This window comes from Nonomuraea sp. NPDC049714 (assembly GCF_044465295.1).
GTDB lineage: Bacteria > Actinomycetota > Actinomycetes > Streptosporangiales > Streptosporangiaceae > Nonomuraea.
Genome location: NZ_JBITLM010000007.1, coordinates 46391 through 71992 on the forward strand (window position 1 = coordinate 46391; position 25602 = coordinate 71992).

Sequence of the window (25602 nt, forward strand, 5' to 3'; positions counted from 1 at the left end):
GGGCCTGATCTAACCGGACCCCTGGACGGCACGCCCCGACCGGCGCCAGCCGGTGAGGCCGCCGTCCAGGGGCCGCGCCCGGTAGCCGTGGGCGCGCAGCATCTCCACCGCCCGGGGCGAGACCACGCAGTACGGGCCGCCGCAGTAGGCGATGATCTCCGTGTCGCCGGGCAGCTCGCCCAGCCGGTCCCGCAGCTCCTTCAACGGCACCGACACCGCGCCCGGCACGTGCCCCTCGGCGTAGGCCTCGGCCGAGCGCACGTCCACCACCACCGTGTCCGGCTCGGCGAGCCGCGCGGCCAGCTCGGCGGCCGACACCGCCTCGAACGAGCCGAGCCGCTCCTCGACGGCGTCACGCAGGTCGGCGAGCCGTTCGTGGGCAAAGCCCTGGAAGTGGCCGAGAAAGCGCGACACCCGCTCGTCGGCCAGCCGGTAGTGGACCCGGGTGCCCTCCTTGCGGCTGGTCACCAGGTGCGCGGCGCGGAGCTGCTGGAGCTGGGCCGAGGTGTTCTTCAGCGCCACGCCCGCCTCCTCCGACAGCTCCTCGACCGTACGCTCACGCTGGTCGAGCACGTCGAGCAGGCGCAGCCGGACCGGGTTGGACAGCGCCTTGCCGATGCGGGCGAGCTGCTGGTAGATCGGCTCTTCCGGGAAGTCGGGCATCAGACCATGAACTGGTCGTGGCGTCGGAACAGCTCGGTCCACTCCTCGTCGCTGAGCTGCCGGCCGGTGGTGTTGATGTCGGCGAGCTCCTCGAAATAGCCCTCGCGGGGCGCTCCCGGCGTGAACAGGATGAGCATCGTCGCCGGCTCCCCGGACTCGTTGCGGAAGGCGTGGATGCCGCCCTCGGGCACGAACAGGAAGTCACCCGGCGTTCCGTCCACCCAGGTGGCGCCGTCGTAGAGCCGGACGCTGCCGGACAGGACGTAGAAGGACTCGGTCATGCCCCGATGGAAGTGCGGGCTCGCCCCGCCGGGCTTAGGCCCCATCTCCCACCGGTAGAGCCCGAAGGCGCCGTTGGTGGAGGCTCCGGTGCTCAGGTAGTGCACCTCGGTGCCGCCGGGGCCCATCACGAGGTCCGGCGCCTGCACGGCCGGCCGGAGCACACCACTGCTCTCGCCGCTCTCACCCAGGTAACGGGCCGGGGGATAGGACATGCCGCCTCCTCTGATCTTCTAATGTTCTTTAGATTAGCGGCTTGCGGGCGACCCGTAAAGAGTGGGGAGATCCACGAGCAGGACCCCCGCGTCGGACCGGGCGGCCGCCGTCAACTCCTCGTCGAAGCCCGCGCCGCCGTAACAGGCGAGCACGGTCTCGCTCGTGTCGTAGCCCTTGACCTCCAGGAGGTCACGCGCCTGGCGGAGCCTGTCCAGGTGCCGCAGCCCCATCACCTTCCCCCACTTCGCCTCGCCCAGAGAGCGCACCTTTCTCGGCTCACCGGCGAAGGCGGGCGAGAGTACCGCGACATCCACCTGGATCTTGCGCTCCTTCTTGCCGCGGCTGCCGGGATCCGTCACGGTGCCCGCGGCGACCTCGCCGACGGGGCCGAACAGGTCGTCGCCGTAACGTGAGGCGAACTCTCGGCAGAGTGTCTCGAAGTGCGGGCCCATGATCGCGGAGGAGAAGCGACCGCGAGCCCGCTCCCAGACCTGGGAGGCGTGCCCGGTCGTGAGGGCGGCCCACTCGGGACGCATGATCGCCTGGTAGAAGGCGATGATCGGCTCCGCGATCCGGTAGCAGGTGGCGTTGGACTGGAACGCGTCCCGCTCCTTGACCACCAGCCCGCAGTCTTCCAGCACGCGTAGCGGATGAGTGATGTCAGAGGATTTATAACCGATGTGCCCCGCGATGCGCCCCCAGGTGTGGTTGCCCTCCGCGATGGCGGCAAGCACCGAGTGGTAGAGGGCCGGGTCGCGAATGTCCGCCTCCTCGGCGAGGAGATACCGGCCCTCGCGGAAGAGGGGGCGCCGCCGGTCGAGCACGGAGCGGACCACCCAGGCGTCGAAGTCCTCCACCGACCGGGGCGTGTCCGAGGCCACGAACTCATGCCGGTAGGCAGGGGTGCCGCCGACGATCGCGTGCACCATGGCCGCGAGCCTCGGATCTCCGAGCTCCCAGAACTCGGCGGCCTCGCGGAACGGCAGTGGCTGGACGACGAGCTCCAACCGTGCCCGGCCGCGCAGCGGAGCCTGGCCGGACAGCACCTTGCCCATGACGGACAGGGCCGAGCCGCAGATCAGCAGCCTGGCCTGACTCGCGCCGCGATGCGTTCGGCCGCGCAGGTCGATCTCCTGTTTGAGGATGGAGGGCAGGGCGGGATTGGCTTTCATGAGATACGGGAACTCGTCGATGATCAGCGGCATGGGCCGCTCGCCGGGCAGCGAGAACATGAAGGTCAGCGCGTCCCGCCAGTCCGCGAAGGGCAGGCCCACAGGGGAGCCGGTGCGCTGCCCCAACGTCATGCCGAAGAGCCGGAGCAGTTCGATGTCGGTGCCCTCGGTGGCCTCGAAGTAGAAGCCGCCGAGCTCCTCGGCCAGCGCGCGGAGCAGGAAGGTCTTTCCCTGCCGCCGCCGCCCGCTCACCACCCCGAAGGCCACCTCCGGCTGAGTCCCGGTGGCGAACTCCGTAAGCGCCTGCCACTCCCAGTCGCGATCGAAGATGTAGGCGGGCTTGCTGGCTACCATGAGCGACTCCGCATGCACTGAAGTACGTTTCAGTGAACTGTACTTCAGTGAATCGGGCTCAGAAGACGATGACGGTGCGGGCGACGGTGCCTTGGCGAGTGTGGGTGACCGCTTCGTTGATCTGGGTCAGCGGCAGGCGTTCGGTGATGAGGCCGTCGAGGTCGAGGCGGCCGTGTCGGTACTGCTCGGCGAGCATCGGCAGGTCCCGGTGGGGGGCCGCGTCGCCGCCCTGGGTGCCCATGAGGCGGCGGGAGGCGAACAGCAGGCCGGGGTCGAGTTCGATCGGGTGGCCGGCCGGAGGGCTGCCGACCATGACCGTGGCGCCTCCCGGCTGCGTGGCGGCGAAGGCCTGGGCGAGCACGCCGGGCACTCCGGTGGCGTCGAAGGCGTAGTCGACGCCGCCTTTGACCAGGTCGCCCACCTGGGAGGGGAGGTCGGCGGGGGTGAGGGTGTGGGTGGCGCCGAAGCGTTCGGCGAGTTTGAGCTTCGGCTCCGCCACGTCGGCGGCGATGATCGTGGTGGCGCCCGCGAGGACGGCGCCCTGGACGACGTTCAGGCCGACGCCGCCGCAGCCGACGACCAGGACGGTGGAGCCGGGGGAGACCCGGGCGACGTTGAGCACGGCCCCGACGCCGGTGACGACGCCGCACGCCAGCAGGCACATGGCGTCGAACGGGGCGTCGGGGGCGATCCGCACGCACATGGCCTCGCCGACGACGGCGTACTCGGCGAACGAGCCGATGCCGATGAAGCGGCGGGCCTGCTCGCCGTCCAGGGTGACGCGGGGCGGGCCGCCCATGACGGCGGTCATCCGGTCCCGGCCGGAGCACAGGTGGAAGCGGCCCGCGCCGCAGCTCCGGCACTTCCCGCAGGGGCCGTTCATGGCGATGATGACGTGGTCGCCGGGACTGACGGCGGTGACGCCGGGGCCGGTGCTCTCCACGACGCCGGCGCTCTCGTGGCCCAGGATGAACGGCAGGCGGGAGACGACCGGGCTCTTGCCGTCGATGGCCTTGAGGTCGGAGCCGCACACGCCGGACGCCTTGATCTGGACCCTGACCTCGCCGGGGCCCGGATCGGCGATCTCGACGTCGCGGACCTCCAGCGGAGCGTGGAAACCGGTCAGCACGGCCGCGCGCATCAGCATGCGCCCACGCTAGCCCGGCCACCGATCTCTAACAAGCGGTTGCTCGGTAGGCGAGGCGTTGACACCCCTTCCCGGCAAACTTACGCTGACGCAAAACCAAGCGAGCGCTAGGCCAAAATCTAGGAGCCCGCCCGTATGCGGGGAGGCGAAGGTGCGGCGACAGCACGCGGTACGGCGGAGCGTGGCGGCGCTGGCGGCGGCCGGGATGCTGGCCGGCTGCGCGGCCGAGCGGAGCGGCGGCGGGACCGCCAGGCCGGGCGGGGACGCGCCCGGCGTGACCGCCACCACGATCAAGATCGGCGGCGTGCTCACCAAGACCAGCGCCAGCGGCTACTCCACCAAGGACGCCGAGCTCGGCGCCAGGGCCAGGTTCGAGCGGGCCAACGCCGAAGGCGGCGTCCACGGGCGCACGATCGACTTCCTCGGCGCCGAGGACGACGGCCAGGACGCGGCCAAGGGCGACGCCGCCGCGAAGAAGCTCGTACAGAAAGACCAGGTCTTCGCCCTGGTGCCGGTGCACGCGCCGAACTTCGGCGGGGCCGCCTTCCTGGAGCGGGAGGGCGTGCCGTGGTTCGGCTGGGCGACCGGGCCGCAGTGGTGCGGCACGAAGACCGGGTTCGGCTACAACGGCTGCCTGGCCCCCAAGCCGGGCGCGGGCTCCCAGACGTGGTGGGGCAGGCAGATGGCCGACCTGCTCGGCGGCGCTGAAGGCAAGAGCGTGTACGTGCAGACCTCCGACTCCAGCGGCAGCAAGTACGGCGGCACCACGATCTCGCAGTCGTTCACCGCGGCCGGGTTCGAGCTGGCCGGGGTGAACTCCGGCCTGCCCGGCGCCGCGCCGCCGCCCGACTGGCTCCCGTACGTGAACAAGATCATGACGTCGGATGACGGCGGTCCGCCCGACGTCGTGGTGTCGGTGATCGCCGGCACCAAGTTCAACGTCGGGCTGTACTCGGCGCTGAAGCGGGCCGGCTACAAGGGCGTGCTCACCGACGCCACCAGCTACGACGCCGCCATCCTCAAGGACCCGGCGAGCGCGCAGGCGCTGGAGGGCGTGATCGCCGCGCCCATGTTCGAGCCGTTCGAGTCCGACGCCCCGGAGATCGCCCGGCTCAGGGCGGACGTCGAGAAGGTGGCGCCGGGCGCCACGCTGACCCAGCACCTGGCCATCGGCTACTGGGCCGCCGACATCTTCCTCGACCTGTTGGACAGGACCGGCAAGGACCTGACCAGGGAGAAGTTCCTGGCCACCGCGAACGGCTCCTACGCCTACGACAATCCGGGCTTCGGCCGGATCCGCTACCCGAAGGACCACACCGAGCCGAACGGCTGCGGCGCTCTGGTCAAGTTGGAGGGCGGCGCGTTCCAGGTGGCCAGAAGCATGAAGTGCTTCGACAACGTGCCGCTGAAATGATCGTCGGCTACGTCCTCAGCGGGCTCGTCACCGGCGCGATCTTCGCGATCATGGGCGCCGGCCTGACCCTGTCGTACGCGGCGACCGGGGTGTTCAACTTCGCCCACGGCGCCATCGGGTTCCTGACGGCGCTGGTGTTCTACCAGCTCAACGTGGCGCTGGGGCTGCCCGCCTGGCTGGCCGCGCTGATCGCCGTCGCGCTGTTCGCGCCCGCACTGGGTTACCTGCTGCACCGGGCCATGTTCGCCGGGCTCGCCCAGGCGGGCGAGACCGCGCAGATCGTCGGCACCATCGGGCTCACGATCGCGCTGCCCGCGCTCGGCCTGCTCGTGGTGGACCTGCTCGGGCTGCCGGCCGCGGACGCCACCGCGCTGCCGCGCGGCATCGGCCCGCACCCCGCCGTGGGCCTCGAACCGCTCGGCGTACGCCTGGACACCGACCAGCTCATCACCTTCGCCTTCTCGGTGGTCACCGCCGCCGGGCTGTGGGCGTTCATGCGGCACACGCCGTACGGCCTGCGCATGCGGGCCTCGGTCGACCGGAGGCGGCTGGCCACGCTGCGCGGCGTCGACGTGGCCGCCACCTCGGCCCTGGCCTGGACGCTCGGCTCGGGCCTGGCCGGGCTCGCCGGGGTGCTGGCCGTCTCGGTGGTCGGGCTCGACGCCACCGCGTACACGGTGCTGCTGTTCGCCTCGGCGACGGCGGCGGTGTTCGGGCGGCTGCGGTCGATCCCGTGGACGTTCGCCGCCGGGCTCGCGCTGGGCGTGGTGCAGAACCTGGTCGCCGGATACACCGACTTCCTCGAAGAGATCACCGGGTTGCGGGCGGCGGTGCCGGTCATCCTGCTGTTCGCCGGGCTGGTGCTGCTCAACAGGTCACGGGAGCGGGTCGCGGGAAGCACCGCCGAGGACGCGCCGCCGCCCGACCATCTCGCCGGGGTGCCGCTGTGGCGGCGCAGGTTGCCGTGGGTGGTGGCGCTGGTCGCTCTGCTGGGCTTCACCTTCACCGGGCCCGAGTACTACGTGGGCATCGCCGCTCAGGGGCTGGTGCTGGCGTTGATCTTCTGCTCGTTCGTGGTGGTGACCGGGATCGGCGGGATGGTGAACCTGGCGCAGGCGTCCTTCGCCGCGATGGCGGCGCTGACCTGCGGGTGGGCGTTCGCTTCCGGGCTGCCGTTCCTGGCGGCGATCCTGCTGGGGGTGCTGGCGGCCGGCGGGGTCGGGCTGCTGGTGGCCCTGCCCGCGCTCCGGCTGGGCGGGCGGGTGCTCACGCTGGCCACGCTCGCGCTGGCGCTCCTGGCCGACCAGGTGCTGTTCCAGGTGGACGCGTTCAGCAACGGCACGATCGGGTGGCCGCTGCCCGCGCTCGGCTTCGGGTTCGCCGACACGTCCGATCCGCGGGTGCGGGTGGTGGTGCTGCTCGTCCTCATCGGTGTTGTCGGGCTTCTCGTGAAAAACCTTGAAAAATCGGCGTCTGGGCGGGCGATTCTGGCGGTCCGGTCCGCGCCGGCGGCCGCCGTCACCTCGGGGCTGTCCGCCCCGCGCGCCAAGATCCTCCTCTTCGTGCTCGCCTCCGCGATCGCGGGCCTCGGCGGGGTGCTGTACGCGATCTCCAAGGGCTCGATCACGGCCACCGATCTGCCGGCCTTCTCCGGGTTCGTCTGGCTGGCCGTCGTGGTGTTGCAGGGCGTGCGGCGGATCGGCGGCGCGGTGCTCGGCGGGCTGATCGCCGTCGTCTTCCCCGAGCTGCTGGCCACCTGGGACGTGTCGGCGCACGTAGGGGCCATCCTGTTCGGGGCGGGCGGCATGATCCTCGCCAAGCACCCGGACGGCGTCCTGGCCCAGCTCGCCGAAGCCCGCCGCCGCCACCGCCGCCGCACCCGCCGCTCGGCGCCGGTGGGCCAGGTCGGGCAGGCGGGGCAGTTAGGGCAGGTGGGGCCGGAGGCTTCGACGGACCAGGAGCGGCCGGTGGGTCCGGAACATCGGGTGCCCGTGGAGCGGCTCGTCGGCCCGTCGCGGCCGGAGGTGTCCGGCGGCGTGGCTCAGGAGGTGTTCCGGCTGGAGAACGTCGTGGCCGGGTACGCCGACTGCACGGTGCTGCGCGGCGTGGATCTGGTCGTACGGCCGGGGGAGGCGGTCGCGTTGCTCGGTGCGAACGGCGCGGGGAAGTCCACCGCCTGTGCCGTCGCGGCCGGGGATCTGCCCGCCACCAGCGGGCGGGTGCTGCTCGACGGCGCCGACATCACGGACTGGCCCGCGTACCGCAGGGCACGGGCGGGCGTGCTGCTGGCCCCCGAGGGCCGGGGCGTGTTCCCCGGCCTGACCGTGGAGGAGAACCTGCGGACCTGGCTGCCCGACCCCGCCCAGGTGTACGAGCGCCTGCCACGGCTCGCCGAGCGCCGGGCCGTACCGGCGGGGGCGTTGTCCGGTGGCGAGCAGCAACTGCTCACCCTCGCCCCGGCGCTGGTCCGGCCGCCACGGGTGCTGATCGCCGACGAGCCGTCGCTCGGCCTGGCGCCGCTGGTCGTCCAGCAGATCTTCGAGCTCTTCGCCGAGCTGCGGGAGCGCGGGGTGGCGCTGCTCCTGGTGGAGGAGAAGGCCACGGAGGCGCTGCGGATCGCCGATCGGGTGGCCTTCATGCGACTCGGCCGCGTCACCTGGACGGGCCCGCGCGGCGAGGTGGACGGCGACCGCCTGACCGCCGCTTACCTGGGGGCGACGTGATGCTGGACGTACAGGGTGTCTCGGTGGCTTTCGGCGGGGTGAGCGCGCTGTCGGAGGTGTCGTTCGAGGTGCCCGAGGGGCAGGTCTGCGGGGTCATCGGGCCGAACGGGGCGGGCAAGACGACGCTGTTCGACGTGGTGACGGGATTGCGCAGGCCGGATGCGGGGCGGGTGCGGGTCGGCGGCGCGGACATGACCGGGCTCTCGGCGGTGCGGAGAGCGCGCCTGGGGGTGCGGCGGACGTTCCAGCGGCCGCAGGTGTTCGGGCGGCTGAGCGTGGCGGACAACGTGCTGGCGGCGCTCGAATGGCGCGGCGGAGGTGGCGGGCTCCTCGCCGACCTGGCCGGATGGCCCGCCAGGCGGCGACTCGAACGTGAGCGCAGGCTGCGGGTGGCGCAGGTGCTGGAGCTGTGCGGGCTGACCGAGGTGCGCGACGCCTACGCCGCCGCCTTGCCGGTGGGGCGGCGCAGGCTCGTGGAGCTCGCCCGTGCCCTGGCCGACCGGCCGCGCCTGCTGCTGCTCGACGAGCCCACCTCGGGGCTGGACGCCGACCAGACCGCCCGGCTGGCCGAGGTGGTCGCCGCCCTGGACACCACCGTGTTGCTGGTCGAGCACGACATGGGCTTCGTCATGGGCGCCTGTGACCGGCTCGTGGTCCTCGACCTGGGCAGGGTGATCGCGTCGGGCCCGCCGGACCAGGTCCGTGACGACCCTGCCGTACGGGCCGCCTACCTGGGATGAGGGTCAGCCGCGCAGGCCCTCGGACAGGTGGGCGTGGACGCGGGCCACGGTGGCGTCGGCCTGGGCGCCCGAGCGGATCGCCAGATACCCGGTGTTGATGGGCGGCACCTCCGGCTCGGCCAGCGCCACCAGGCGGCCCGCGGCGAGGTCGCGGTCGCACAGGTAGGACGGCAGCACCGAGACGCCCAGGCCGGCCAGCACCGCGTTCAGCACGCCGCGCAGATCGGGGATGACCACCTGGGCGGTGGCGGTGGGGCGTCTGCCGAACATCGTGCGCCAGTAGCGCCGGATGATCGGCAGGTCCTCGGCGTAGGCGATCAGGGGGAGGTGGGCCAGGTCGGCCCGTTCGACGTGCGGAAGGCGTACGAGCAGGTCAGGAGCGGCGACCAGGACGAACTCCTCGTCGTACAGCGGCTCGGCGCGCACGCCGCGCAGGCGCGGGCGGATGGTGGAGATGACCAGGTCGAGGCGTCCGGCGGCGAGGTCGGCGAGCAGGTCGTCGGACAGGCCGAACCTGAAGCGCAGCCGCACGCCGTCGCGGACCAGCGGCGTGAGCAGCGGCACGACCCGCTCGCAGATGTACTCGGCCGGACCGCCGAGGTGCACGGCCCGCTCGGCCGGCAGCTCTTCGCCCACCACCGCGCCGAGGGCGTCCAGCGCCGGGGCGACGCGGCGGGCCAGCTCGTCGGCGGCCGGGGTGGGGGCGACGCCGCGCGGCAGCCGGTCGAACAGCGGCCGGCCCAAGGCCGCCTCCAGCGACTTGACCTGGGCGGTCACGGCGGGCTGGGAGAGGCCCAGCGTCTGGGCGGCGGCCGTGATGGAGCCGGTCCGGTGCACCGAGAGGAACGTCCTGAGTAGATCCAGCGAGAGGGACACATCAGTATTCTGATGGCTCGGGGCGGTCGCCGCTATTGGTGGGTGATGCCTGGACGGGGGCATGCTGGGGGCATGGACAAGCGCATACTGATCGTTCTGACCAGCCACGACGACCTGGGAGGGGTGCGGAAGACCGGCTACTACGTGTCGGAGGCGGCGCATCCGTGGGAGGTGTTCCGGCGCGCGGGGTTCGAGGTGGAGGTGGCCAGTGTCCGGGGCGGGCGGGCGCCGCAGGACGGGTTCGATCCGCAGGACCCGGCGCAGGTGGACTTCCTCGCCGCCGTCGGGGAGCGGGACACGCCCCGGCTTGAGGGGCTCGACGCCTCGCGGTACGACGCCGTCTTCTACGCGGGTGGGCATGGCACGATGTGGGACTTTCCTCGCGATCCCGACGTCGCTCGGGTAGGGCGGGAGGTGTACGAACGCGGCGGTGTGGTCGCGGCCGTCTGCCACGGGCCCGCCGCGCTGGTGAACCTGACGCTCTCCGACGGTACGTACCTGGTCGCCGGCAAGCGGGTGGCCGGCTTCACCAACGACGAGGAGAAGGCCGCAGGGGTGGCGGACGTGGTCCCGTTCCTGCTGGCGGACGCCCTGGTGGGCAGGGGGGCGCGGCACGAGCCGGGGCCGGACTGGCAGGCTCAGGTGGTGGTGGACGGACGCCTGGCCACCGGCCAGAACCCGGCCAGCGCCGCTCCCCTGGCCGAGGAGGTCGTGAAGCTGATCCGCTAGCTTGTCGACCAAGCGTTTGCTAGGTTTGGCCCATGAGATTCGGGGTGCCGCTCGGGCTCATCCATCCGGCCGCGTGGAAGGACGTGGCGGTGGCCGCCGACGAGCTCGGGTACGAGTCCGTGTGGCTGCCCGAGCATCTGGTGTTCGCCGCCGACCTGTCGCTCGCCGCCTACCCCGGCTCGTCGGAACCCGCCATCAGGCCGTCCACGCCGCTGTACGACGCGCCCGCGTACCTGTGCTTCCTGGCCGGGGTCACCACCCGCGTCCGGCTGGGTACGGCGGTGCAGTTGCTGGCGTTGCGGCACCCGTTCGTGTCGGCCCGCGCCTTCGCCACCCTCGACGCGGTCTCCTCCGGGCGGGCGATCTGCGGCGTGGGAGCCGGGTGGTATCGCGGCGAATGGGACGCGGCAGGGGTGCCCTTCCACTCACGGGGGGCGCGGCTCGACGAGGCCATCGAGGTGGTCAGGCGGCTGTGGAGCGAGCCTCTGGTCGGGCATTCTGGGGCCTTCTACGCCTTTCCCGAGGTGGCGTTCGAGCCCAAGCCCGTCCAGCACCGCCTGCCCATCATGGCCGGCGGCGAGTCGGCCGCCGCGCTGCGCCGGGCGGTTCGGCTGTGCGACGGGTGGATCAGCATGCCGCACACCCTGGAGACGATCACTCCCCAGCTGCGGCGGCTGGAGACGCTCGGCGGGGCGGCGTCCGTCACGGCCCACGCCTACGAGCTGTCCTCGCCGGACGAGGTGGGGTCGTGGGCTGCCCTGGGGGTGGACCGGCTCATCGTCCGCCCCTGGACCCGCACCCGGGACGCGGTCACCGCCCTGACTGCCTTCGCCGCCGACCACGACCTCACCCCTGAACCGTGAGCATGGCCTGCGGGGGTCCGGCCCGCTGTTTCGTGCGGCCACGCCTGATCGCCGGGCTGTCAGGCGCGGTGGCGGCCTCGGCGGGAGCCTGGGCGGCGGGTGCCGTGGGTGGGGGATTGGGGGCGCGGGTGCTGGGGGGCCGCGCCGGGTGCGTCGTCGGACGGCGAGGGCCAGGTCTCCGACAGGGGCGCGCCTGCCATGGCCATGGTCGGGTCAGTGAGGTGGACGGGCCTGGAGGTGGCCGGGTCAGTGGGGTGGGTGGGTCTTGAGGGCGTGGGGGAGGTGGAGCGGTGGCGGCGGCCGCGGAGCGGGGTGTCCTGGGTGAACGGCTCGGTGAACTGACGGTCGACGGCCGACGGGCGGTGGCGGCGGCCGCGCGGGGAGGCGTCCGTGGCGAAGCCTGTCAGGTCCTCCGCCGGGTGCTCACGGCCGCGTCGTCGGCCGGAGTAGGCGCCGGAGGGGTGCTCGCGGCGGGAGGCGGATCCGGTCGCGCCGGCGCGCGAGGACGCCGCGTTGGGGGTGAAGGCGTCGAACTCGCTCGCCGCGCCCGGCGTGCGGGAGAACGCCTCGAACCCGCTCACCCGGGCGTGGGGCGACGGCTCGCCGCCGCTCGCCGCGTGCCGGGTGTGGGGCGACGGCTCGCCGCTGCTCGTCGCGTACAGGGTGCGCGGCTCGCCTCCGGTCGGTGCGGGCCTGGTGCGGGAGAAGGGCTCGAACTCGCTCGCCCCGTGGAGGGTGTGCGGGAACGGCTCGAAGCCGCTGGTGGTGTGGCCGGTGCGGGACTCGGGCCGGGCGGGTGCTCGGGGGGCGAGGGGGAAGGGCTCGAAGCGGCGGGCGGCGGTGGCGGGCTCGGCGGTGTTCGTCGTCCGCCGCACGTAGGGCCTGATGGGGCCGGTGGCATCCAGCCTGCGGGGGAAGAGTTCGAGAGGGCCGGTGGTCTCCGGCGTGAGAGGGGAGCCGCTCAGCGACCCTGAGCGGGAGAACGCGCTGAACTCGCTCGTCGCCTCGGGAATGACGATCGTCTCGAACGCGGGTACGAAGGTCTCCTGGAGCGACCTGAGCGCGCCGACCGGCTCGGCGGCGTCCGGAAGGGGCCTGTCCAGGAGGGGGCCGTCCAGGAGGGGCCGGTGCGGGCCGGTGAGCTCGACGGCGTTCCGGCGCGGCGGGCGCTCGGCGGTGGCGCGTCCGGCGGCCTTGCGGCGACGGCGGTGGGCCGGGGCCGGCGCGGGGGCCGCGGCGAGCGCCGGGCGCAGCCGCAGGCGTTTGGTCTTGGTGATCGCCAGCATCGCCAGGGTGGCCACCAGGGCGGAGGTGAGGATGGCGGGGGATCCGAGTACGGCGGCGGGCGGCGGCGAGGAGGCGGCGACGTCCGTGATCACGGGGATGGGGCCGGTGGTCACCGCGCTGGTGTCGGCGGCGGAGTGCTTGGCGTGCTTGCCGCTCTTGGGCACCGCCGGCGACGAGGCCGTGCCGGATACGGGGGCGGGGTCCGCACCCTTGGCAGCGCTCTTGGGCGAGGGCTTGGGGGCGGGCGCCTCGGCGTGCCCGGTCTTCTTCTTGGCGGTGCTCTTCGGCGCCGAAAGCGGCACCTTCGCCTGCTCGTCCGTCTCCAGGAACGGGATCTCCGAGCGGAGCTGCTCGGGCAGCTGGAGCGTGCCAGGCTTGTGACTGCCGGGGTGGTCGGCCGCGTAGTGCCCCTCGCGCATGGACTTCTTGGCGTCCAGCCGTTCCTTGATCTTCCACGGGTAGCCGTAGCCGACGACCTTGCTGGTGTCGCGCTCCTTGCGCTTGGCGACGCCCCCGTCGATGTTGCCTTCGATGGTGAAGATCCGGCCGCCTTCGACCCGGGTCACGATGCCCACGTGGTCGATCCGGCCGATGCTGTTGGAGCCGCTCCAGTCGTAGAAGACGAAGGCGCCGGGCTCGGGCTCGGTGCCCCAGGCGTCCTGCTTCTTGAACCACTTGGCGTGCGCGACGGTCCAGGCGAACTGGCCCATCCACTCCTCGTAGCCGAGCTTGTGCGCGGCCCAGGAGAGGAACATGTCACACCAGGGAGCGTGGGTGTAGTCGGCGTCGAACTCCACGTTCTTGCCGTACCAGCTGCCGAACTTGGTGTACGCGCTTGCCTTCTCCGCGTAGCCGAGCTCGTTCTCCAGCAGCTCGATGAACTTCTTCATCTCAGGGGTCATGGAAGTGTGGGGGCAACCCTTCTGAGCGAGTCCGGTTTCGTCCGCGCAGCGTGGGGTACCGGGGTGACCCGGGACGCTTGTGACAAAGCCGGAGACTTGTTGTCATCCGTGATGCGAGAGGCTACCGGCACGTAAAGGCAGGTCAAGCACGCGTCAAGGGAAGGCCATGCCCGTTCCATGCAGGAAGCCGCAGGTCAGTAGTATTACGGAAATATCACGACAAAGGTGATTCAACGCAAAAAAGATCTACCAAAACCGTTGAACTACCTCACTCCGCTGTCGTTCCGTCGCTGTACGTACCGGAAGAGGTCGCATGTAGAACCTTGTTCTAAGATGCCAGGCATGACGATCGAGGCGACCATCAGCGAATCCCGGGTCGAGGCGCTGTGCGCCCTGGCCGCGCAGACCAGGGAGCTCATGGACGCCGTGGCCATGACCGGCGTCGGAGAGCAGGAGCTGGCCGCCGTCACCGACGAGCTGCGCGCGTTGACCGAGCGGCTCGACGCGGCCGGCCGTACGTCTCCGCATCCTTTCGAGATCCGCGCCGACGGCACCGTCCGGACCCTGGGCAACGCCGTCATCGGCGCGGGCAACCCGTTCGCGTTCCCGCTCGTGGTCGAGCACGTCGCGGAGGGAAGGGTGCGGGCGGAGGTGGCGTTCCGGCCGTTGCACGAGGGTCCGCCCGGCGGGGTGCACGGGGGGATCACCGCCATGGTGCTCGACCACATGCTGGGCCAGGCCGCCGCCGTGGCCGGGTACGCGGGCGTGACGGCGACGCTGACCATGTCCTACCGCGCGCCGGTGCCCTACGGCACGCCGGTGGTGGCGACGGCCGAGCACACCCGGGCCGAGGGCCGTAAGAGCTGGTCGGACGGCCGCATCTCGCTGCCTGACGGGACCCTGCTGGTGGAGGCGACCGGCCTGTTCGTCACGCCGGCCGCCTGGCTGCGGGGCGACGGGCCGCGTGGCCTCCCGGACGGCGGCGCCCGCACAGGTCAGTAGCCCGCGCCGGTGAGCAGTCCGCCGTCCACCGTGAACTCGCTGCCCGTGCAGTAACTCGACCGGTCCGAGGCCAGGAACGCCACCACGTGCGAGACCTCGACCGGCTTGGCGAACCGTTTGATGACCATCGACTTCACGAAGGTCTCCGCGTCCACCTCGGCCGCCAGCTCAGGGTCCAGCACCATCGGGGTGTTGATCGCCCCCGGGTGCACCGAGTTGACGCGGATCCTGAACCTGGCCAGCTCCCGGGCCGCCGACTTGGTGACGCCACGGATGCCGAACTTGGAGGCCGAGTAGGCGGACAGGCCCTCGGCGCCGATGAAGCCCTCGATGGAGGAGATGTTCACGATCGAGCCCCGGCCGGCCGCCTTCATGGGCTCGATCACCGACTTGATCCCCAGCCAGGTGCCCCTGAGGTTGACACTGATGACACGGTCGAAGTCATCCAGCGACATATCGCTGATACGCCGAAATTTCAGGATCCCGGCGTTGTTGACGAGGACGTCCAGCGCGCCGTACAGACTGACGGTCGTCGCCACCACGTGCTCCCACTCCCGTGGGCTGGTGACGTCGTGGCGTACGTACGTCGCCCCGGTCTCCTCCGCCAGCGCCTTGCCCTCCTCGTCGAGCACGTCACCGAAGACCACGCGCGCCCCCTCCTGCAGGAACAGCCGCACGTGCGCCTCGCCCATGCCCCGCGCCCCGCCGGTGACCAGCGCCACCTTCCCGTCAAGCAGTCCCACAACGCCCTCCCGCCGCCACGGCGACCGCCGCCGCCTCCATCGATCGGTACACGGGGATCCCCGCGGCCGTCATGATCGCCCCGATCTCGTCCTCGACCCCGGCGGGGGCGCACTCGCCGTTCCTGGTCACCAGCGTGATCCGGGTGGTGAGCTCGCGCTGCGCCCCGGCGAGCGCCCGCGCGTACGCCAGCAGCGGCTCCGCCGCCGTCCCGTAGGTGAAGAAGCTCTGCACGTTCACGTGCGCCACCACGTCGCGGTACGGCCGGCCGCGCACGGCGACGCCGATCACCTCCCGCACCAGCTCGGCCCGCCCGCGCGGCCCCACGGGGATCTCCAGCGGATTGCCCCCGGCATGGATTCCGAGGCGCGGCAGCTCGCTCAGCAGCGCGTCCGGCAGCGGATCCAGCCGCACCCCGGCCCGCGCGAACGCGTCGGCCGCCAGCACACCCGCCCCGCCGCTCGGCCCGATCACCAGCGTCCCGTCCCCCGCCGCCGCCCGAGAGCCGTCCGCCTGGAGGTGCGCCCGCGCGCCGTCCGCTTGGACGTGCGCCCGCGAGCCGTGCGCCTGGAAGTACGCCAGCGCGCCGATCAGCTCGTCCTGGCTGTTGACCAGCGTGACCCCGGCCTGCTCGGCGACCGCCTCCCAGATCCGCGACCGGCTCACCAGCCCGCCCGTGTGCGAGGCCGCGGCCCGCTGCCCCTGCTCGGTCCGGCCGCCGACCAGCAGCGCCACCGGCATCCCCGCGCCGGCCAGCGCCTCGTACAGGGCCCGGCCGTCGCGCGGATCCTCCAGATACAGCCCCACCGCGCGCGTCTCCCGGTCCCGCGACAGCCACCGGAGCAGCTCGGCCGGGGTGACGTCGACGGCGTTCCCGACGGTCGCCACGCGGCTGAAAGCCAGCCCGCGCCGCTCCCCGACCTTGATCACCTCCCCCGCCAGGCCGCCGCTCTGCGAGATCAGCGCGACCGTCCCCGCCGCCCCCAGCCCGCCGCCGACGAACGTCTGACGGCCGCGCGGGCAGTAGACGCCCATGCAGTTCGGCCCGAGCAGCCGCGTCCCCGCCGCCCGCGCGGCGGCGAGCAGCTCCCGCTCCAGCTCCGGCCGCCCCGCCTCGCCGAACCCGCCGCTCATCACCTGCACGAACGCCACGCCGCCGGCCTGCCGCACCACCTCCGCACACTTCTCAGCCGGTACGGCCACGAGCGCGTAGTCCACGCCGGCCTCGGCCAGCGATCGCACGGCGGGCACCCCGGCGACCTCACGCGCCCGCGGATGGACGGCCACCAGGGGGACGCCGGTCGCCTTGTAGAACTCCAGGAACATGTTGCCGAAGTTCGGCCTGGTCGTGGAGGCCCCGACCACGGCCACCGCCGCCGGCTCGAAAAGCGCCCCGAACCCGCCGTCGACCGGCGCGGACTCGGAGGTCCACGGCGGGACGTGTACGGCACCCGAGCGGTGGACCGGGGGTGCGGGCGAAGCGTTGCGGGCCGGGAGATAGCGGGCGTCCACGGCTGTGACGCCGGACGGCGTGGCGATGACCGGGTTCAGCTCGAACTCGCCGAGGTCCAGGCGCTCCCACAGCCCGCCGGGCCCGCCGATCGTCATGAGGAGCGCGACCACCGCCTCCAGGTCCACCGGCCGCTCGCCCCGGTGACCGTGCAGCAGCGCGGCGCCGCGCAGGGACGCCAGCATGTGCCGCACGTCCTTCTCCGACACCGGACACAGGCGCAACGCGGTGTCCCGCAGCACCTCCGCCAGCACCCCGCCCAGCCCCACGAGCAGCACCGGCCCGAACCCGGGATCGCGCACCAGCCCCACGATCAGCTCCACGCCCGCGCCCGCCTGCTCCTCCACCAGGAACCCGTCGGCGGCGATCCCCTGCTCGTCCAGCCGCGCGGCCATCGCGGCGGCGGCCCCGGCCACCTGCCCTCTGCCGAGCCCGAGCACCACCGCGCCCGCATCCGACTTGTGCGTCAGCCCCGGCCCGAACGCCTTGAGCACCAGCGGCTCCGCCAGGTCCGTCGCATCCTGGAAAGCGAAGTCAGCACCGACCTCGGCCACCACGATCCCGCGCGGAACTCGTACCCCTGCCCCCCGGAGCAGTGCCTTGACCTCGTGCTCCCTCATGGAACCTCCTTGCCGGCCGGAAGCCGCGGGGCCGGGTCAGCCGAGCAGGTGGCCGTGCTGGTCGCGGATCTCCCGGCGGAGCAGCTTGCCGGGGCCGCCGGAGGCGTCCTCGAAGTGCGGGAGCGCGTCGGCGATCACGATGTGGTCGGGCCGCTGGTGCGCAGGGAGGGTGTCGGCCAGGGACAGGGCCAGCTTGGCGGCGTCCAGGGTGTGCCCGGTGCGCGCCACGACCGCCAGCAGGATGCGCTGCTCCGCCGCCTCCTGGCCCTCGGCGTGCGCGGGCACGCCCACCGCTCCGGCCTCGGCGACGCCGTCGAGGGCGGTGGCCGCGTCCTCGATCTCCGCCGGCTGCGTCCAGGCGCCGCCCTTGAGGATGGCGTCCTCGCGCCGTCCGAGCACCCGCAGCACCCCGTCCGGGGACAGGGTGCCGAGGTCACCGCCGACGTACCAGTCGCCGCGCAGCACCTCCGCGGTCTTGTCCGGCAGCCCGTCGTAGCCGGCCATCCGGTGCGGACCGGCGAGGTTGATCTCGCCCGCCTCGCCGATGACCCGCTCGCCCGCCGGGTCCGTCACCCGGACCGCGTTGCCGGTGCGGGCCCGGCCGGACGAGCCGAGCGGGGTGGAGCCGTCGTCCACCCGGCCCATGCAGGTGTACGGGGCCTCGGTCTGTCCGTAGTAGGCGTAGACGGCGGCCTCGGGCAGGCGGTGCTTGATCTGTCCCAGCATGGTCGGCGTGAGCGGCTCGCCGCCCAGCATGATGACCCGGAGGGACGACAGGTCCACGCCCTCGTGGCCGGGCGAGCCGAGCAGGGCCGCGTAGAACGACGGGATCTGCGAGACATGTGTGACCCGTTCCCTCGGCACCACCTTGAGGAAGTTGGCCGGACCCCAGTCCTGCTCCAGCACCAGCCGCATCCCGGCGTACAGGGCGGGCCCCACGATGGCGGGGAAGCCGATGCCCCAGATGATGGCGCCGGTGCCGAACACCGACTCGGCCGAGCGCGGCACGTCGAGCCAGATCTGGGCCGTCGCCAGGCACGAGGCGTGCGTGTGGACGACCGCCTTGGGCAGGCCGGTGGTGCCGGAGGTGTAGTACAGGGCGAGCGGGTCGTCGTGGCCGCCTCCCAGGGGCGGCGGCTCCGCCGAGGCCGTCGCCGACAGGGCGTCCAGGTCGACCGCGTCCGCGTCGGGGCCGCCCACCTTGATCCAGGTGGTCACGCCCGGCAGCGACGGCCTGATCTCGGCCACCACCCGCTCCACCGTGGAGTCGTACACGAAGGCCGTGCACCGGGAGTGCTCGACGACGGCGCGCAGCGTGTCCGCCGGCCAGTACGGGTTCAGCGCGGCGGTGATCGCGCCGATCTTGGCCTGGGCCAGGTAGACCTCGGCCACGTGCAGGGTCTCGTTCAGCAGGGCCGCGACCCGTCGGCCGGGGACGACGCCCGCGGTGAGCAGCGCGTGGGAGCGCCGGTTCACGATCCGGTCGAGCTCGCCGTAGGTGAAGCTCCGCTCGCCGCAGTAGGTGAGCGCCACCTGGCCGGGCGCGCGCATCGCGCCGGCGGTCAGGATCGCGTGCCCGTAGTTGCCGTACGGTGATCGCGCCATGGGGGGCCTCCAGGTCAGAGGGGCGAATAGAGCACGAAGACGTTTCCTGAGGGGTCACGCAGCACGGCGCGCGTCTCGTGCGGCCCGCTCTCGGGCGCGCGCACCACCTCGCCGCCACGCGCCTCCAGCTCCTGTACGGCCAGCGGCACGTCGTCCACCTTGTACGAGGGTGCGGCCGAGGCGGTGACGTGCTCGGCGGGCCCGGCCAGCGCCACCGTCACCCCGCCCGCGTCCAGCGCGGCGAACCGGTCACCGTCGCGGAACTTCACCGGCAGCCCGTAGAACGCGATGGCCTGGTCCAGGTCGGTGACGGGGATGAGCACGTTGCCGAGCCTCACAGGGGCCTCCAGTGCGGTTGGTCGTCCACGAACGTCACCCGCACCGGCATCCCGATCCGGACCTGCTGGGGCGGGCACCCTACGACGTGCCCGAACACGCGGGCCCCCTCGGGCAGGTCCACCCACGCGGGCACGTACGGCTCGCGGCCCCGGTAGGCGGGCACGAAGGAGCGGTGCACGACGGTGAACGTGTGCACCACGCCCCGGCCGGACACCGGCTCGAAGACCAGCTCGTCGCCGTCGCACCAGGGGCAGCGCGGCTCCGGCAGGTGCACCCGGCGGGCGCAGGAGGTGCAGCGCTGGACGAGCAGCTCGCCGCGCGCGCAGGCGGCCCGGTAGGCCGAGATGTCACCGCTCATCGCTTGCCAAGCTAGCGCACGCTTGGTTACCCGACAAGCTCCGGGGAAGTGACTTCCCCGGCCGGGTCCGGGGCGTCGGGAATCGGGTCCGGACAAGGGCTGCGCGGCGGGGGCGCTTCGGCGGCCGGGCGGTGGGCGGGGGCCTGGGACGCCGGTGGGGTGCCGGTGGGGCTCTGGCCGGGCGTGGGGTGGCCGGACGTGGGGTGGCCGGTGGCGCTCGGTGTGGCGCAGGCCGGGCCGGTCACGGTCACCTCGCTGATCTGCGGGCCGTTGGCCGCCGCCGGTTCGGTCATCGCCACGATGGCCAGGTGCGCCCGCTCGCCGCACGCCACCGCGCCCAGGTCGCGCCGCACCGCGCTGGTGTAGTTCGTCCGGCCGGTGAGCGTGCGTGTCTCGCTCGCCACCTCACGGGCCGGGCCGTCGCCGTCACGTCGCATGTACGAGATGCGCAGGCGTACCTGTCCTGGGCCGTCGGCGGTGACGCGCACCGAGCCCTCGGAGCCGCTCCAGGACAGGATGCCCGCCGCCTGAACGGCCGGACGCGGCGTCGCCCCGGCACTGCGCCGCCCGGTCGGCGTCGCGGAGGCGCTCGTCGCCGGGGGCGTGCTGGGGGAGTCGGGGGTGGGAGCGGCTCCCGTGGGATCGGGCGGCATGGAGGTGGTCGAGGCGTCGGCGGGGGTGCCGGGCTCGTCCTCTCCCGAGGTTCTCGCCGGGGTGTCGGGCCTGGAGTCCGCCGAGGTTTGCGCCGGGTCGTCGGGCTCGGGGTCGTCGGGCTCGGGGTCGGTGGGCTCCGTCGTGCTCTCCGGCGGCGGCAGCAGCACCGTGCCCGGACTCGGCGGCAGCCGGCCGCCCGACATCATCAGCGTGGCGGCCAGCGCGGCGACCGTGGCCCACGCCACCCACAGGTACGGCGGCCAGATGGGCACCCACCGCGGCACGCGGCGCAGGCGGGTGGCGCCGCGCGCCACCGAGCCCGCCCGGCCCGCCACCGAGCCCGCCCGGCCCGCCACCGAGCCCGCCCGGCCCGTCCGGCCCGCCACTGGCTCCGTCCGGCCCGCCGAGTCCGGCCTGGCCAGGGGGAAGTGCAGGGCGAGCAGCGTGGCCGGCTCGGCGAGGTTCCGCCGTCCCCGCTTCTCCCAGTCGGGCCCGTACCCCGCTTCGGCGTCCCGCTCCAGCTCGGCGGCGAACTGCCGGGCCGAGGCGTACCTGGCGGTCGGGTCCTTGGCCAGCCCGCGCCTGAGCAGCCCGCGCAGCGGGTCGGGGACGATCTCCACCGGCACCGGCTCCACCAGGTGCCGGTCACGCAGGCCGGGGACGTCGTCGGCCTGGTAGGGCGGCCGCCCCCGGACGGCCTCGAACAGCAGGCAGGCGGCCGCGTACAGGTCGGCGGGCGGCCCGGCGGCGCCGAGCGTCCACAGCTCGGGCGACATGTACGCCGGGCTGCCCGCGGGCACGCCCGGCTCCTCCACGTGCACCACGATCCCGAAGTCCGACAGCTTGCAGGCGCCGTCCGCCTGGACGAACACGTTCTCCGGCCGGACGTCGCGGTGCGCCACGCCCTTCTCGTGGGCGGCGGCCAGGCCGTTCAGGACTGTCTTGAGCAGCGCGAGCCCCGCCTCGGGGGTGACCGGGCCGTGCTCGGCCAGGAGCGCGCGCAGCGACACCCCGTCGACCAGCTCCATCACCACGGCCGCACGTGAGGACGTCTCGACGTACTCGTGCAGCTTGACCGCCGCCGGGTCGTCGAGCTCTACCAAGGCGGCGGCGTCCGCGCGGTAGCGGCGCATGAACTCGACGTCCCTGCGCAGGGTGGCGTTGAGGTACTTGACGGCCACGTAGGCGCCGGTCGCCTGGTAGGTGGAGAGGAACACGCGGCCGGTGCGGCCCTCCCCGAGCTGGCGTACGTCGCGGTAACCAGGGACCAATCCGAACCCCCCGTTGATGGCGCCTCTTGCGTCGACCAGGGACCAGTTGCCGGCGCCTCATGCATTCGACGGTCTCACCCGGGGTTCCGGTTGTCACGACTGCGGATATTTCGTACGAAGTAATCGGGATATAGCCGGACGGTGGTCCTCGCGCGTACGCTCATGACCAAGCAAGCGCTCGGCTAAGGGGAACCTCGGGTGGGGAAGACCGCTGTGCTGGTCATGGAGATGCAGAGGGGCGTTGTCGGCGATCTGACGAAATTTCCGGACCTGGTGGAGGCGTGCCGGCGTCACGACGTGATCGCCAACACCGCGACCCTGCTCCAGGCGGCCAGGGCGGCCGGGATGCCGGTGATCCACTGCACCGCCGCCTTCCGCCCCGACCGGGCCGGCTCCCACACGGGCAACTGCCCGTTCATCGTCGCCCTGCTCAAGGACCCCGCCCACCTGCTCGACGGCACTCCACCGGTGGCGGTGCTGCCGGAGCTGCGCGGCGAGGGTGACCTGGAGAGCAGGCGTCACCACGGGTTCTCCCCGTTCACCGGAACCGCGCTCGACACCACCCTGCGCTCCCTCGGCGTCTCGGCCGTGGTCGCGGCGGGGGTCTCGCTCAACCTCGGCATCCCCGGCCTGGCCCTGGAGGCGGTCAACCTGGGTTACCGGGTCACGGTGGTCACCGACGCGGTCGCGGGCATTCCGGAGGACTACGCGCAGGCCGTACTGAAGCACACGATCAGCCTCCTGGCCACCCGCACCACCACCGCGACCCTCGTCGAGGAGTGGAAAGCGGGAGCCACCCGATGATGGGGCCAGGTGAAATGGGGCTGGGCGGGACGGAGCCGGGTGGTACGGGGTCGGGTGGGATGAGACTGGGTGGGATGGGGCTGGGTGGGCGGGTGGCCGTGGTGACCGGGGGAGCGGGTGGTATCGGCTCGGCCATCGCCGCCGACCTGGCGTCGCTCGGCGCGCGGGTGATCGTCGCCGACGTGGACCTGCCGGGCGCGGAGAAGGTGGCGGCCGGGCTCGCGGGCGCGTCGGCGCTGGCCGTGGACCTCGTCTCGCCGCCCTCCATCGAGGGTTTCGCCGCCGCTGCCGGCCAGGTGGACATCCTCGTGCACAACGCGGGCGTCTCCATCGTGGAGCCGTTCACGACCAGCGACCCGGCCGGCTGGGACCTGATGTGGCAGGTGAACCTGCGCGGCCCGATGCTGCTCACCCAGCTCCTGCTCCCCGGCATGCTGGCGGCGGGGTGGGGGCGGCTGGTGTTCGTCTCCTCCGACGGCGCGAGGGCGGGCTCCGGTGGCGAGGCGGCCTACGCGGCGACCAAGTCGGGTCTGTTCGGCCTGGCCAAGACACTTGCCCGGGAGGTCGCGCGGGCGAACGTCACCTCCAACGTGGTCTGCCCCGGTCCCACCGACACGCCGATGCTGCGCCAGGTGAGCGCCGACCGGCCCGGCCTGGTCGAGAAGATCACCCGAGGCGTCCCGCTGCGCCGCCTCGGCACCCCCGCCGACGTGGCCGGGCTCGTCGCCTACCTGTGCACCGATCGCGCCGCCTACCTCACCGGCCAGACTCTGTCGGTGAGCGGCGGCGTGACCATGCACTGACGGCAGGCACCGACTACAGCGACTCGTACACGGCCTGGATCAGGTGGTAGGCGCGCATGCTGCCGGAGACGGCGTCGGCCATCCGGTTCATCACGTAGCCGGCCGCCAGCCCGTGCTCGACGTCGCCCAGGCCGAGGGATCCGCCCGCGCCGCTGTGGCCGAACGCGCTCGGGGACGGCGACAGGAACGTCATCGCCGGGCGCATGTAGCCCAACCCGAACGAGCTGTCCACGTACAGGACCCTGTCGGGGCCGGTCGCGCGCGGGCGGATGGCCTCGCGCAGCGTCTCGGGGCGCAGGAGCTCGCCGGCGACCAGCGCGCGGTAGAAGCCGGCGAGGCCGACGGCCGTGGTGACGACACCGGCGGCCGGCCAGCCCGCGCGCAGGATGACCGGGTTGTTGGCGCCGCCGTCGAGCAGCCGCATGCTGGGGTTGCCGAGGGCGCGGTTCATGAGGCTCTGCGGGTCGCGCCCGGCGGCGGCCATCCGGGTGAACACGTCACCGGCGGCTTCACCAGCAGCGTCACCAGCGGTGTCCCCGGTGGAGTCTCCAGCGGTGTCCCCGGTGGCGGCCTGGGCGGCTTTCTCGGCGGCCTGTTCCGGCACCGCGGTGACCGTGCCGGAGCGGCGGTCGGGGCCCTTGATCCGGGCGGCGCGTTCGATCACGTCGTCCGGCGCCCCCACCCACAGATCCAGCCCCAGCGGCCCGGCGATCTCCGCCGCCACCAGGTCGCCGACGGACTTGCCGGTCACCCGGCGCACCACCTCGCCGACGAGGAACCCGTACGTCAGCGCGTGATAGCCGTGCGCGGACCCCGGCTCCCAGATCGGAGCCTGGCCCGCGATCCTGGCCGCGACGGCCGGCTGGTCCTCGAACTCCTCCACCGGCACCGGCTCCTCGATCACCGGCAGCCCGGCCTGGTGGGTGAGCAGGTGCTCGACGGTGATCGACGCCTTGCCCTCGGCGGCGAACTCCGGCCAGACGTCCGCCACCGGCGCCGAGACGTCCACCAGTCCCCGCTCGGCGAGCTGCAGCAGGACCGTCGCGGTGATCGCCTTGGTGCAGGAGTAGGCGAACGCCGGGGTGTCGTGCTGCCAGCGGCGCTCGGTGCGCCCGTCGGCGACCCCGTCCCACAGGTCCACGACGAGCTCGCCGTTCAGGTGGACCGCGAACGCGGCGCCCAGTTCGAGCCCTTCGGCGAACTGCCGTGCGAAGACCTCGCGCACGCGGGAGAAACGGGGATCGCAGTACATGGAACCTCCGGAAACTCACTGGGCTGCCGAGCCTAACAATTCCGGCCATATGCGCACAGAAGGCCACGTCTGGTCTGTGAAGTGTGGCCCTCCAGGGCGTGATATGCGGGCTTACGCTGGGTGTGGCCTCGCTCGGGAAGCTCGCTCGGGAAGGAGGTGTGATGACTCCAGGCTGCGGCAACTGCGACTGCGATGACGTGCTGTTCACCGCCAAGCCACCACGGATCGGGACCGTACAGGTGCAGGACTAGGCGGCAACGCGCTCCTGGTCGCCGCGACAGGCGATCAGGGGCCTTTGTCGGGTTCAGGGCTGGTCGCCGGGTCCATGGGGTGCGAGAGTCGGATTGTGATCAGCGGCGAGCCGAACAACTGGGGCCGGTTCGGCCCGGAGGACCAGCGCGGGACGCTGAACCTGCTCACCCCGCCGGTGGTGCTGGCCGCGCTGGCGAGCGCGACCGAGGGACGGGTGCTCAGCCTCGCCATGCCGATCAGGGGCTCGACCTCGTCACCGGCCCCCACGACCGTGCCGCACCTGCGCGGTCGCCCGCTGCCGCAGCACTTCATGTCCGTGGACGGCGGCGACTACGCGGCCGGGACCAAGCCGGTGGGCGCCGGCCTGCGGGTGGCCGACGACGCGCTGATCGTCACCCACCACGGCACGACCACGCACATGGACGCGCTGTGCCACATGTGGTCGGGCGACGAGCTCTACAACGCCCACCCGGCCGCCCGCGTACGCTCCTACGGCGCGGGCCGGTGCGGCATCGAGCGGGTGGGCGGGGTGGTGGCCCGGGGCGTGCTCTTCGACGTTCCCCGCCACCTGGGGCTGGAGCACCTGCCCGGCGACTTCCGCATCACGGCTGAGCTCCTCCAGGAGGTGGGCCCCGAGCCGGCGCCGGGGGACGTGGCGATCGTGCGCACCGGCTGGCCGGGAGTCTGGGAGCGCTCGCCGGAGGAGTACTGGTCGGGGCAGCCGGGGCTGTCGCCGGACGCGGGCCGCTGGCTGGCCGCGCGCGACGTCGCCGTGGTGGCCTCCGACAACGCCGCGATCGGCGGCCTCGACGCCCGTCAACTCGCCACCGAGCCGCTCGCGGACGACCTGCACCTCATCCTGCTGCACCGGCACGGCATCCACCTGATCGAGATGCTCTGGCTGGACGAGCTGAGCGCCTCGGGCCGTACGGACTTCGTCTTCGTGGTGGCGCCGCTCCGGATCGAAGGCGGCACAGGCAGTCCGGTGAATCCGCTGGTCATATTGTGACCCCCCTGCCGATTGTC

General features: G+C 72.8%; 22 protein-coding genes. 9 read left to right on the forward strand and 13 right to left on the reverse strand.

Annotated elements, in window-relative coordinates:
- Window positions 1-9: 9 nt before the first annotated feature.
- Genes ACIBQX_RS26365 through ACIBQX_RS26380 form a run of 4 tightly spaced genes read right to left on the reverse strand, consistent with a single transcriptional unit; the run spans window position 10 to window position 3831 of the window.
- Entirely contained in the window at window positions 10-663 is a 654-nt protein-coding gene (locus ACIBQX_RS26365; protein WP_397008923.1) for an ArsR/SmtB family transcription factor, read from the reverse strand.
- A complete protein-coding gene (locus ACIBQX_RS26370; protein ID WP_397008924.1) occupies window positions 663-1157 on the reverse strand; it encodes a cupin domain-containing protein in 495 nt (164 codons plus the stop codon). The genes ACIBQX_RS26365 and ACIBQX_RS26370 overlap by 1 nt, the downstream gene beginning before the upstream one ends.
- A gap of 33 nt (window positions 1158-1190) precedes the next feature.
- On the reverse strand, window positions 1191-2684 hold the full coding sequence (locus ACIBQX_RS26375; protein ID WP_397008926.1) for an ATP-binding protein: 1494 nt from the start codon (window positions 2682-2684) through the stop codon (window positions 1191-1193).
- A gap of 58 nt (window positions 2685-2742) precedes the next feature.
- Window positions 2743-3831, reverse strand: a complete 1089-nt coding sequence (locus ACIBQX_RS26380; RefSeq protein ID WP_397008928.1) for an alcohol dehydrogenase catalytic domain-containing protein — start codon at window positions 3829-3831, stop codon at window positions 2743-2745.
- Between the two features lie 151 nt (window positions 3832-3982).
- Between ACIBQX_RS26380 and ACIBQX_RS26385 the strand changes: the two genes are divergently transcribed.
- From ACIBQX_RS26385 to ACIBQX_RS26395, 3 genes are read left to right on the forward strand one after another with little or no spacing between them, the layout of a single operon-like run.
- A complete protein-coding gene (locus tag ACIBQX_RS26385) occupies window positions 3983-5245 on the forward strand; it encodes an ABC transporter substrate-binding protein (RefSeq protein ID WP_397008930.1) in 1263 nt (420 codons plus the stop codon).
- Window positions 5218-7968, forward strand: coding sequence for an ATP-binding cassette domain-containing protein (locus ACIBQX_RS26390; RefSeq protein ID WP_397008932.1), 2751 nt, complete (start codon window positions 5218-5220; stop codon window positions 7966-7968). The genes ACIBQX_RS26385 and ACIBQX_RS26390 overlap by 28 nt, the downstream gene beginning before the upstream one ends.
- The gene (locus ACIBQX_RS26395) at window positions 7968-8708 is read left to right on the forward strand and encodes an ABC transporter ATP-binding protein (protein ID WP_397008934.1); all 741 of its coding nucleotides are present in this window, start codon (window positions 7968-7970) and stop codon (window positions 8706-8708) included. Before ACIBQX_RS26390 ends, ACIBQX_RS26395 begins: the two co-directional genes overlap by 1 nt.
- Before the next feature lie 3 nt (window positions 8709-8711).
- Here ACIBQX_RS26395 and ACIBQX_RS26400 read toward each other — a convergent pair whose 3' ends face one another.
- Entirely contained in the window at window positions 8712-9584 is an 873-nt protein-coding gene (locus tag ACIBQX_RS26400) for a LysR family transcriptional regulator (RefSeq protein WP_397008936.1), read from the reverse strand.
- A 72-nt stretch (window positions 9585-9656) separates the two neighbouring features.
- On the opposite strand from ACIBQX_RS26400, the gene ACIBQX_RS26405 reads away from it, so the two are divergent.
- Together ACIBQX_RS26405 and ACIBQX_RS26410 are read left to right on the forward strand one after the other, a co-directional pair.
- Window positions 9657-10313, forward strand: a complete 657-nt coding sequence (locus ACIBQX_RS26405; protein WP_397008938.1) for a type 1 glutamine amidotransferase domain-containing protein — start codon at window positions 9657-9659, stop codon at window positions 10311-10313.
- Window positions 10314-10345: 32 nt separating this feature from the next.
- Entirely contained in the window at window positions 10346-11176 is an 831-nt protein-coding gene (locus ACIBQX_RS26410; protein WP_397008940.1) for a TIGR03619 family F420-dependent LLM class oxidoreductase, read from the forward strand.
- Window positions 11177-11235: 59 nt separating this feature from the next.
- Here the strand turns inward: ACIBQX_RS26410 and ACIBQX_RS26415 are convergent, their stop codons facing one another.
- A complete protein-coding gene (locus ACIBQX_RS26415; protein ID WP_397008942.1) occupies window positions 11236-13353 on the reverse strand; it encodes a CHAP domain-containing protein in 2118 nt (705 codons plus the stop codon).
- Between the two features lie 354 nt (window positions 13354-13707).
- Between ACIBQX_RS26415 and ACIBQX_RS26420 the strand changes: the two genes are divergently transcribed.
- Window positions 13708-14367, forward strand: coding sequence for a PaaI family thioesterase (locus ACIBQX_RS26420; protein ID WP_397008944.1), 660 nt, complete (start codon window positions 13708-13710; stop codon window positions 14365-14367).
- Here ACIBQX_RS26420 and ACIBQX_RS26425 read toward each other — a convergent pair.
- Genes ACIBQX_RS26425 through ACIBQX_RS26450 form a run of 6 tightly spaced genes read right to left on the reverse strand, consistent with a single transcriptional unit; the run spans window position 14361 to window position 21465 of the window.
- Entirely contained in the window at window positions 14361-15110 is a 750-nt protein-coding gene (locus tag ACIBQX_RS26425) for a glucose 1-dehydrogenase (RefSeq protein WP_397008946.1), read from the reverse strand. The two genes, ACIBQX_RS26420 and ACIBQX_RS26425, sit on opposite strands and share 7 nt — an antisense overlap.
- A complete protein-coding gene (locus tag ACIBQX_RS26430; protein WP_397008948.1) occupies window positions 15097-17238 on the reverse strand; it encodes an acetate--CoA ligase family protein in 2142 nt (713 codons plus the stop codon). Before ACIBQX_RS26430 ends, ACIBQX_RS26425 begins: the two co-directional genes overlap by 14 nt.
- A gap of 36 nt (window positions 17239-17274) precedes the next feature.
- Window positions 17275-18843 carry an AMP-binding protein gene (locus ACIBQX_RS26435; RefSeq protein WP_397008950.1) on the reverse strand — a complete coding sequence of 523 codons (1569 nt, stop codon included), beginning with the start codon at window positions 18841-18843 and terminating at the stop codon, window positions 17275-17277.
- Between the two features lie 14 nt (window positions 18844-18857).
- Window positions 18858-19181 (reverse strand): VOC family protein, encoded by a 324-nt coding sequence (locus tag ACIBQX_RS26440; RefSeq protein WP_397008952.1) that lies wholly within the window; start codon window positions 19179-19181, stop codon window positions 18858-18860.
- On the reverse strand, window positions 19178-19540 hold the full coding sequence (locus ACIBQX_RS26445; RefSeq protein WP_397008954.1) for a Zn-ribbon domain-containing OB-fold protein: 363 nt from the start codon (window positions 19538-19540) through the stop codon (window positions 19178-19180). Before ACIBQX_RS26445 ends, ACIBQX_RS26440 begins: the two co-directional genes overlap by 4 nt.
- A gap of 26 nt (window positions 19541-19566) precedes the next feature.
- On the reverse strand, window positions 19567-21465 hold the full coding sequence (locus ACIBQX_RS26450) for a protein kinase (RefSeq protein WP_397008956.1): 1899 nt from the start codon (window positions 21463-21465) through the stop codon (window positions 19567-19569).
- A gap of 198 nt (window positions 21466-21663) precedes the next feature.
- Here ACIBQX_RS26450 and ACIBQX_RS26455 point away from each other — a divergent pair, with 198 nt between their 5' ends.
- Both ACIBQX_RS26455 and ACIBQX_RS26460 read left to right on the forward strand, forming a co-directional pair.
- Window positions 21664-22269: an isochorismatase family cysteine hydrolase gene (locus ACIBQX_RS26455; protein WP_397008958.1), complete on the forward strand. Its 606-nt coding sequence runs from the start codon at window positions 21664-21666 to the stop codon at window positions 22267-22269.
- Between the two features lie 74 nt (window positions 22270-22343).
- Complete coding sequence (locus ACIBQX_RS26460) at window positions 22344-23072, forward strand: SDR family NAD(P)-dependent oxidoreductase (RefSeq protein ID WP_397008960.1); 729 nt, start codon at window positions 22344-22346, stop codon at window positions 23070-23072.
- A 13-nt stretch (window positions 23073-23085) separates the two neighbouring features.
- Here ACIBQX_RS26460 and ACIBQX_RS26465 read toward each other — a convergent pair whose 3' ends face one another.
- Window positions 23086-24324 (reverse strand): serine hydrolase domain-containing protein, encoded by a 1239-nt coding sequence (locus ACIBQX_RS26465; RefSeq protein ID WP_397008962.1) that lies wholly within the window; start codon window positions 24322-24324, stop codon window positions 23086-23088.
- 349 nt (window positions 24325-24673) lie between these two features.
- Between ACIBQX_RS26465 and ACIBQX_RS26470 the strand changes: the two genes are divergently transcribed.
- Complete coding sequence (locus ACIBQX_RS26470; RefSeq protein WP_397009788.1) at window positions 24674-25585, forward strand: cyclase family protein; 912 nt, start codon at window positions 24674-24676, stop codon at window positions 25583-25585.
- The last annotated feature ends 17 nt before the right edge of the window (window positions 25586-25602 follow it).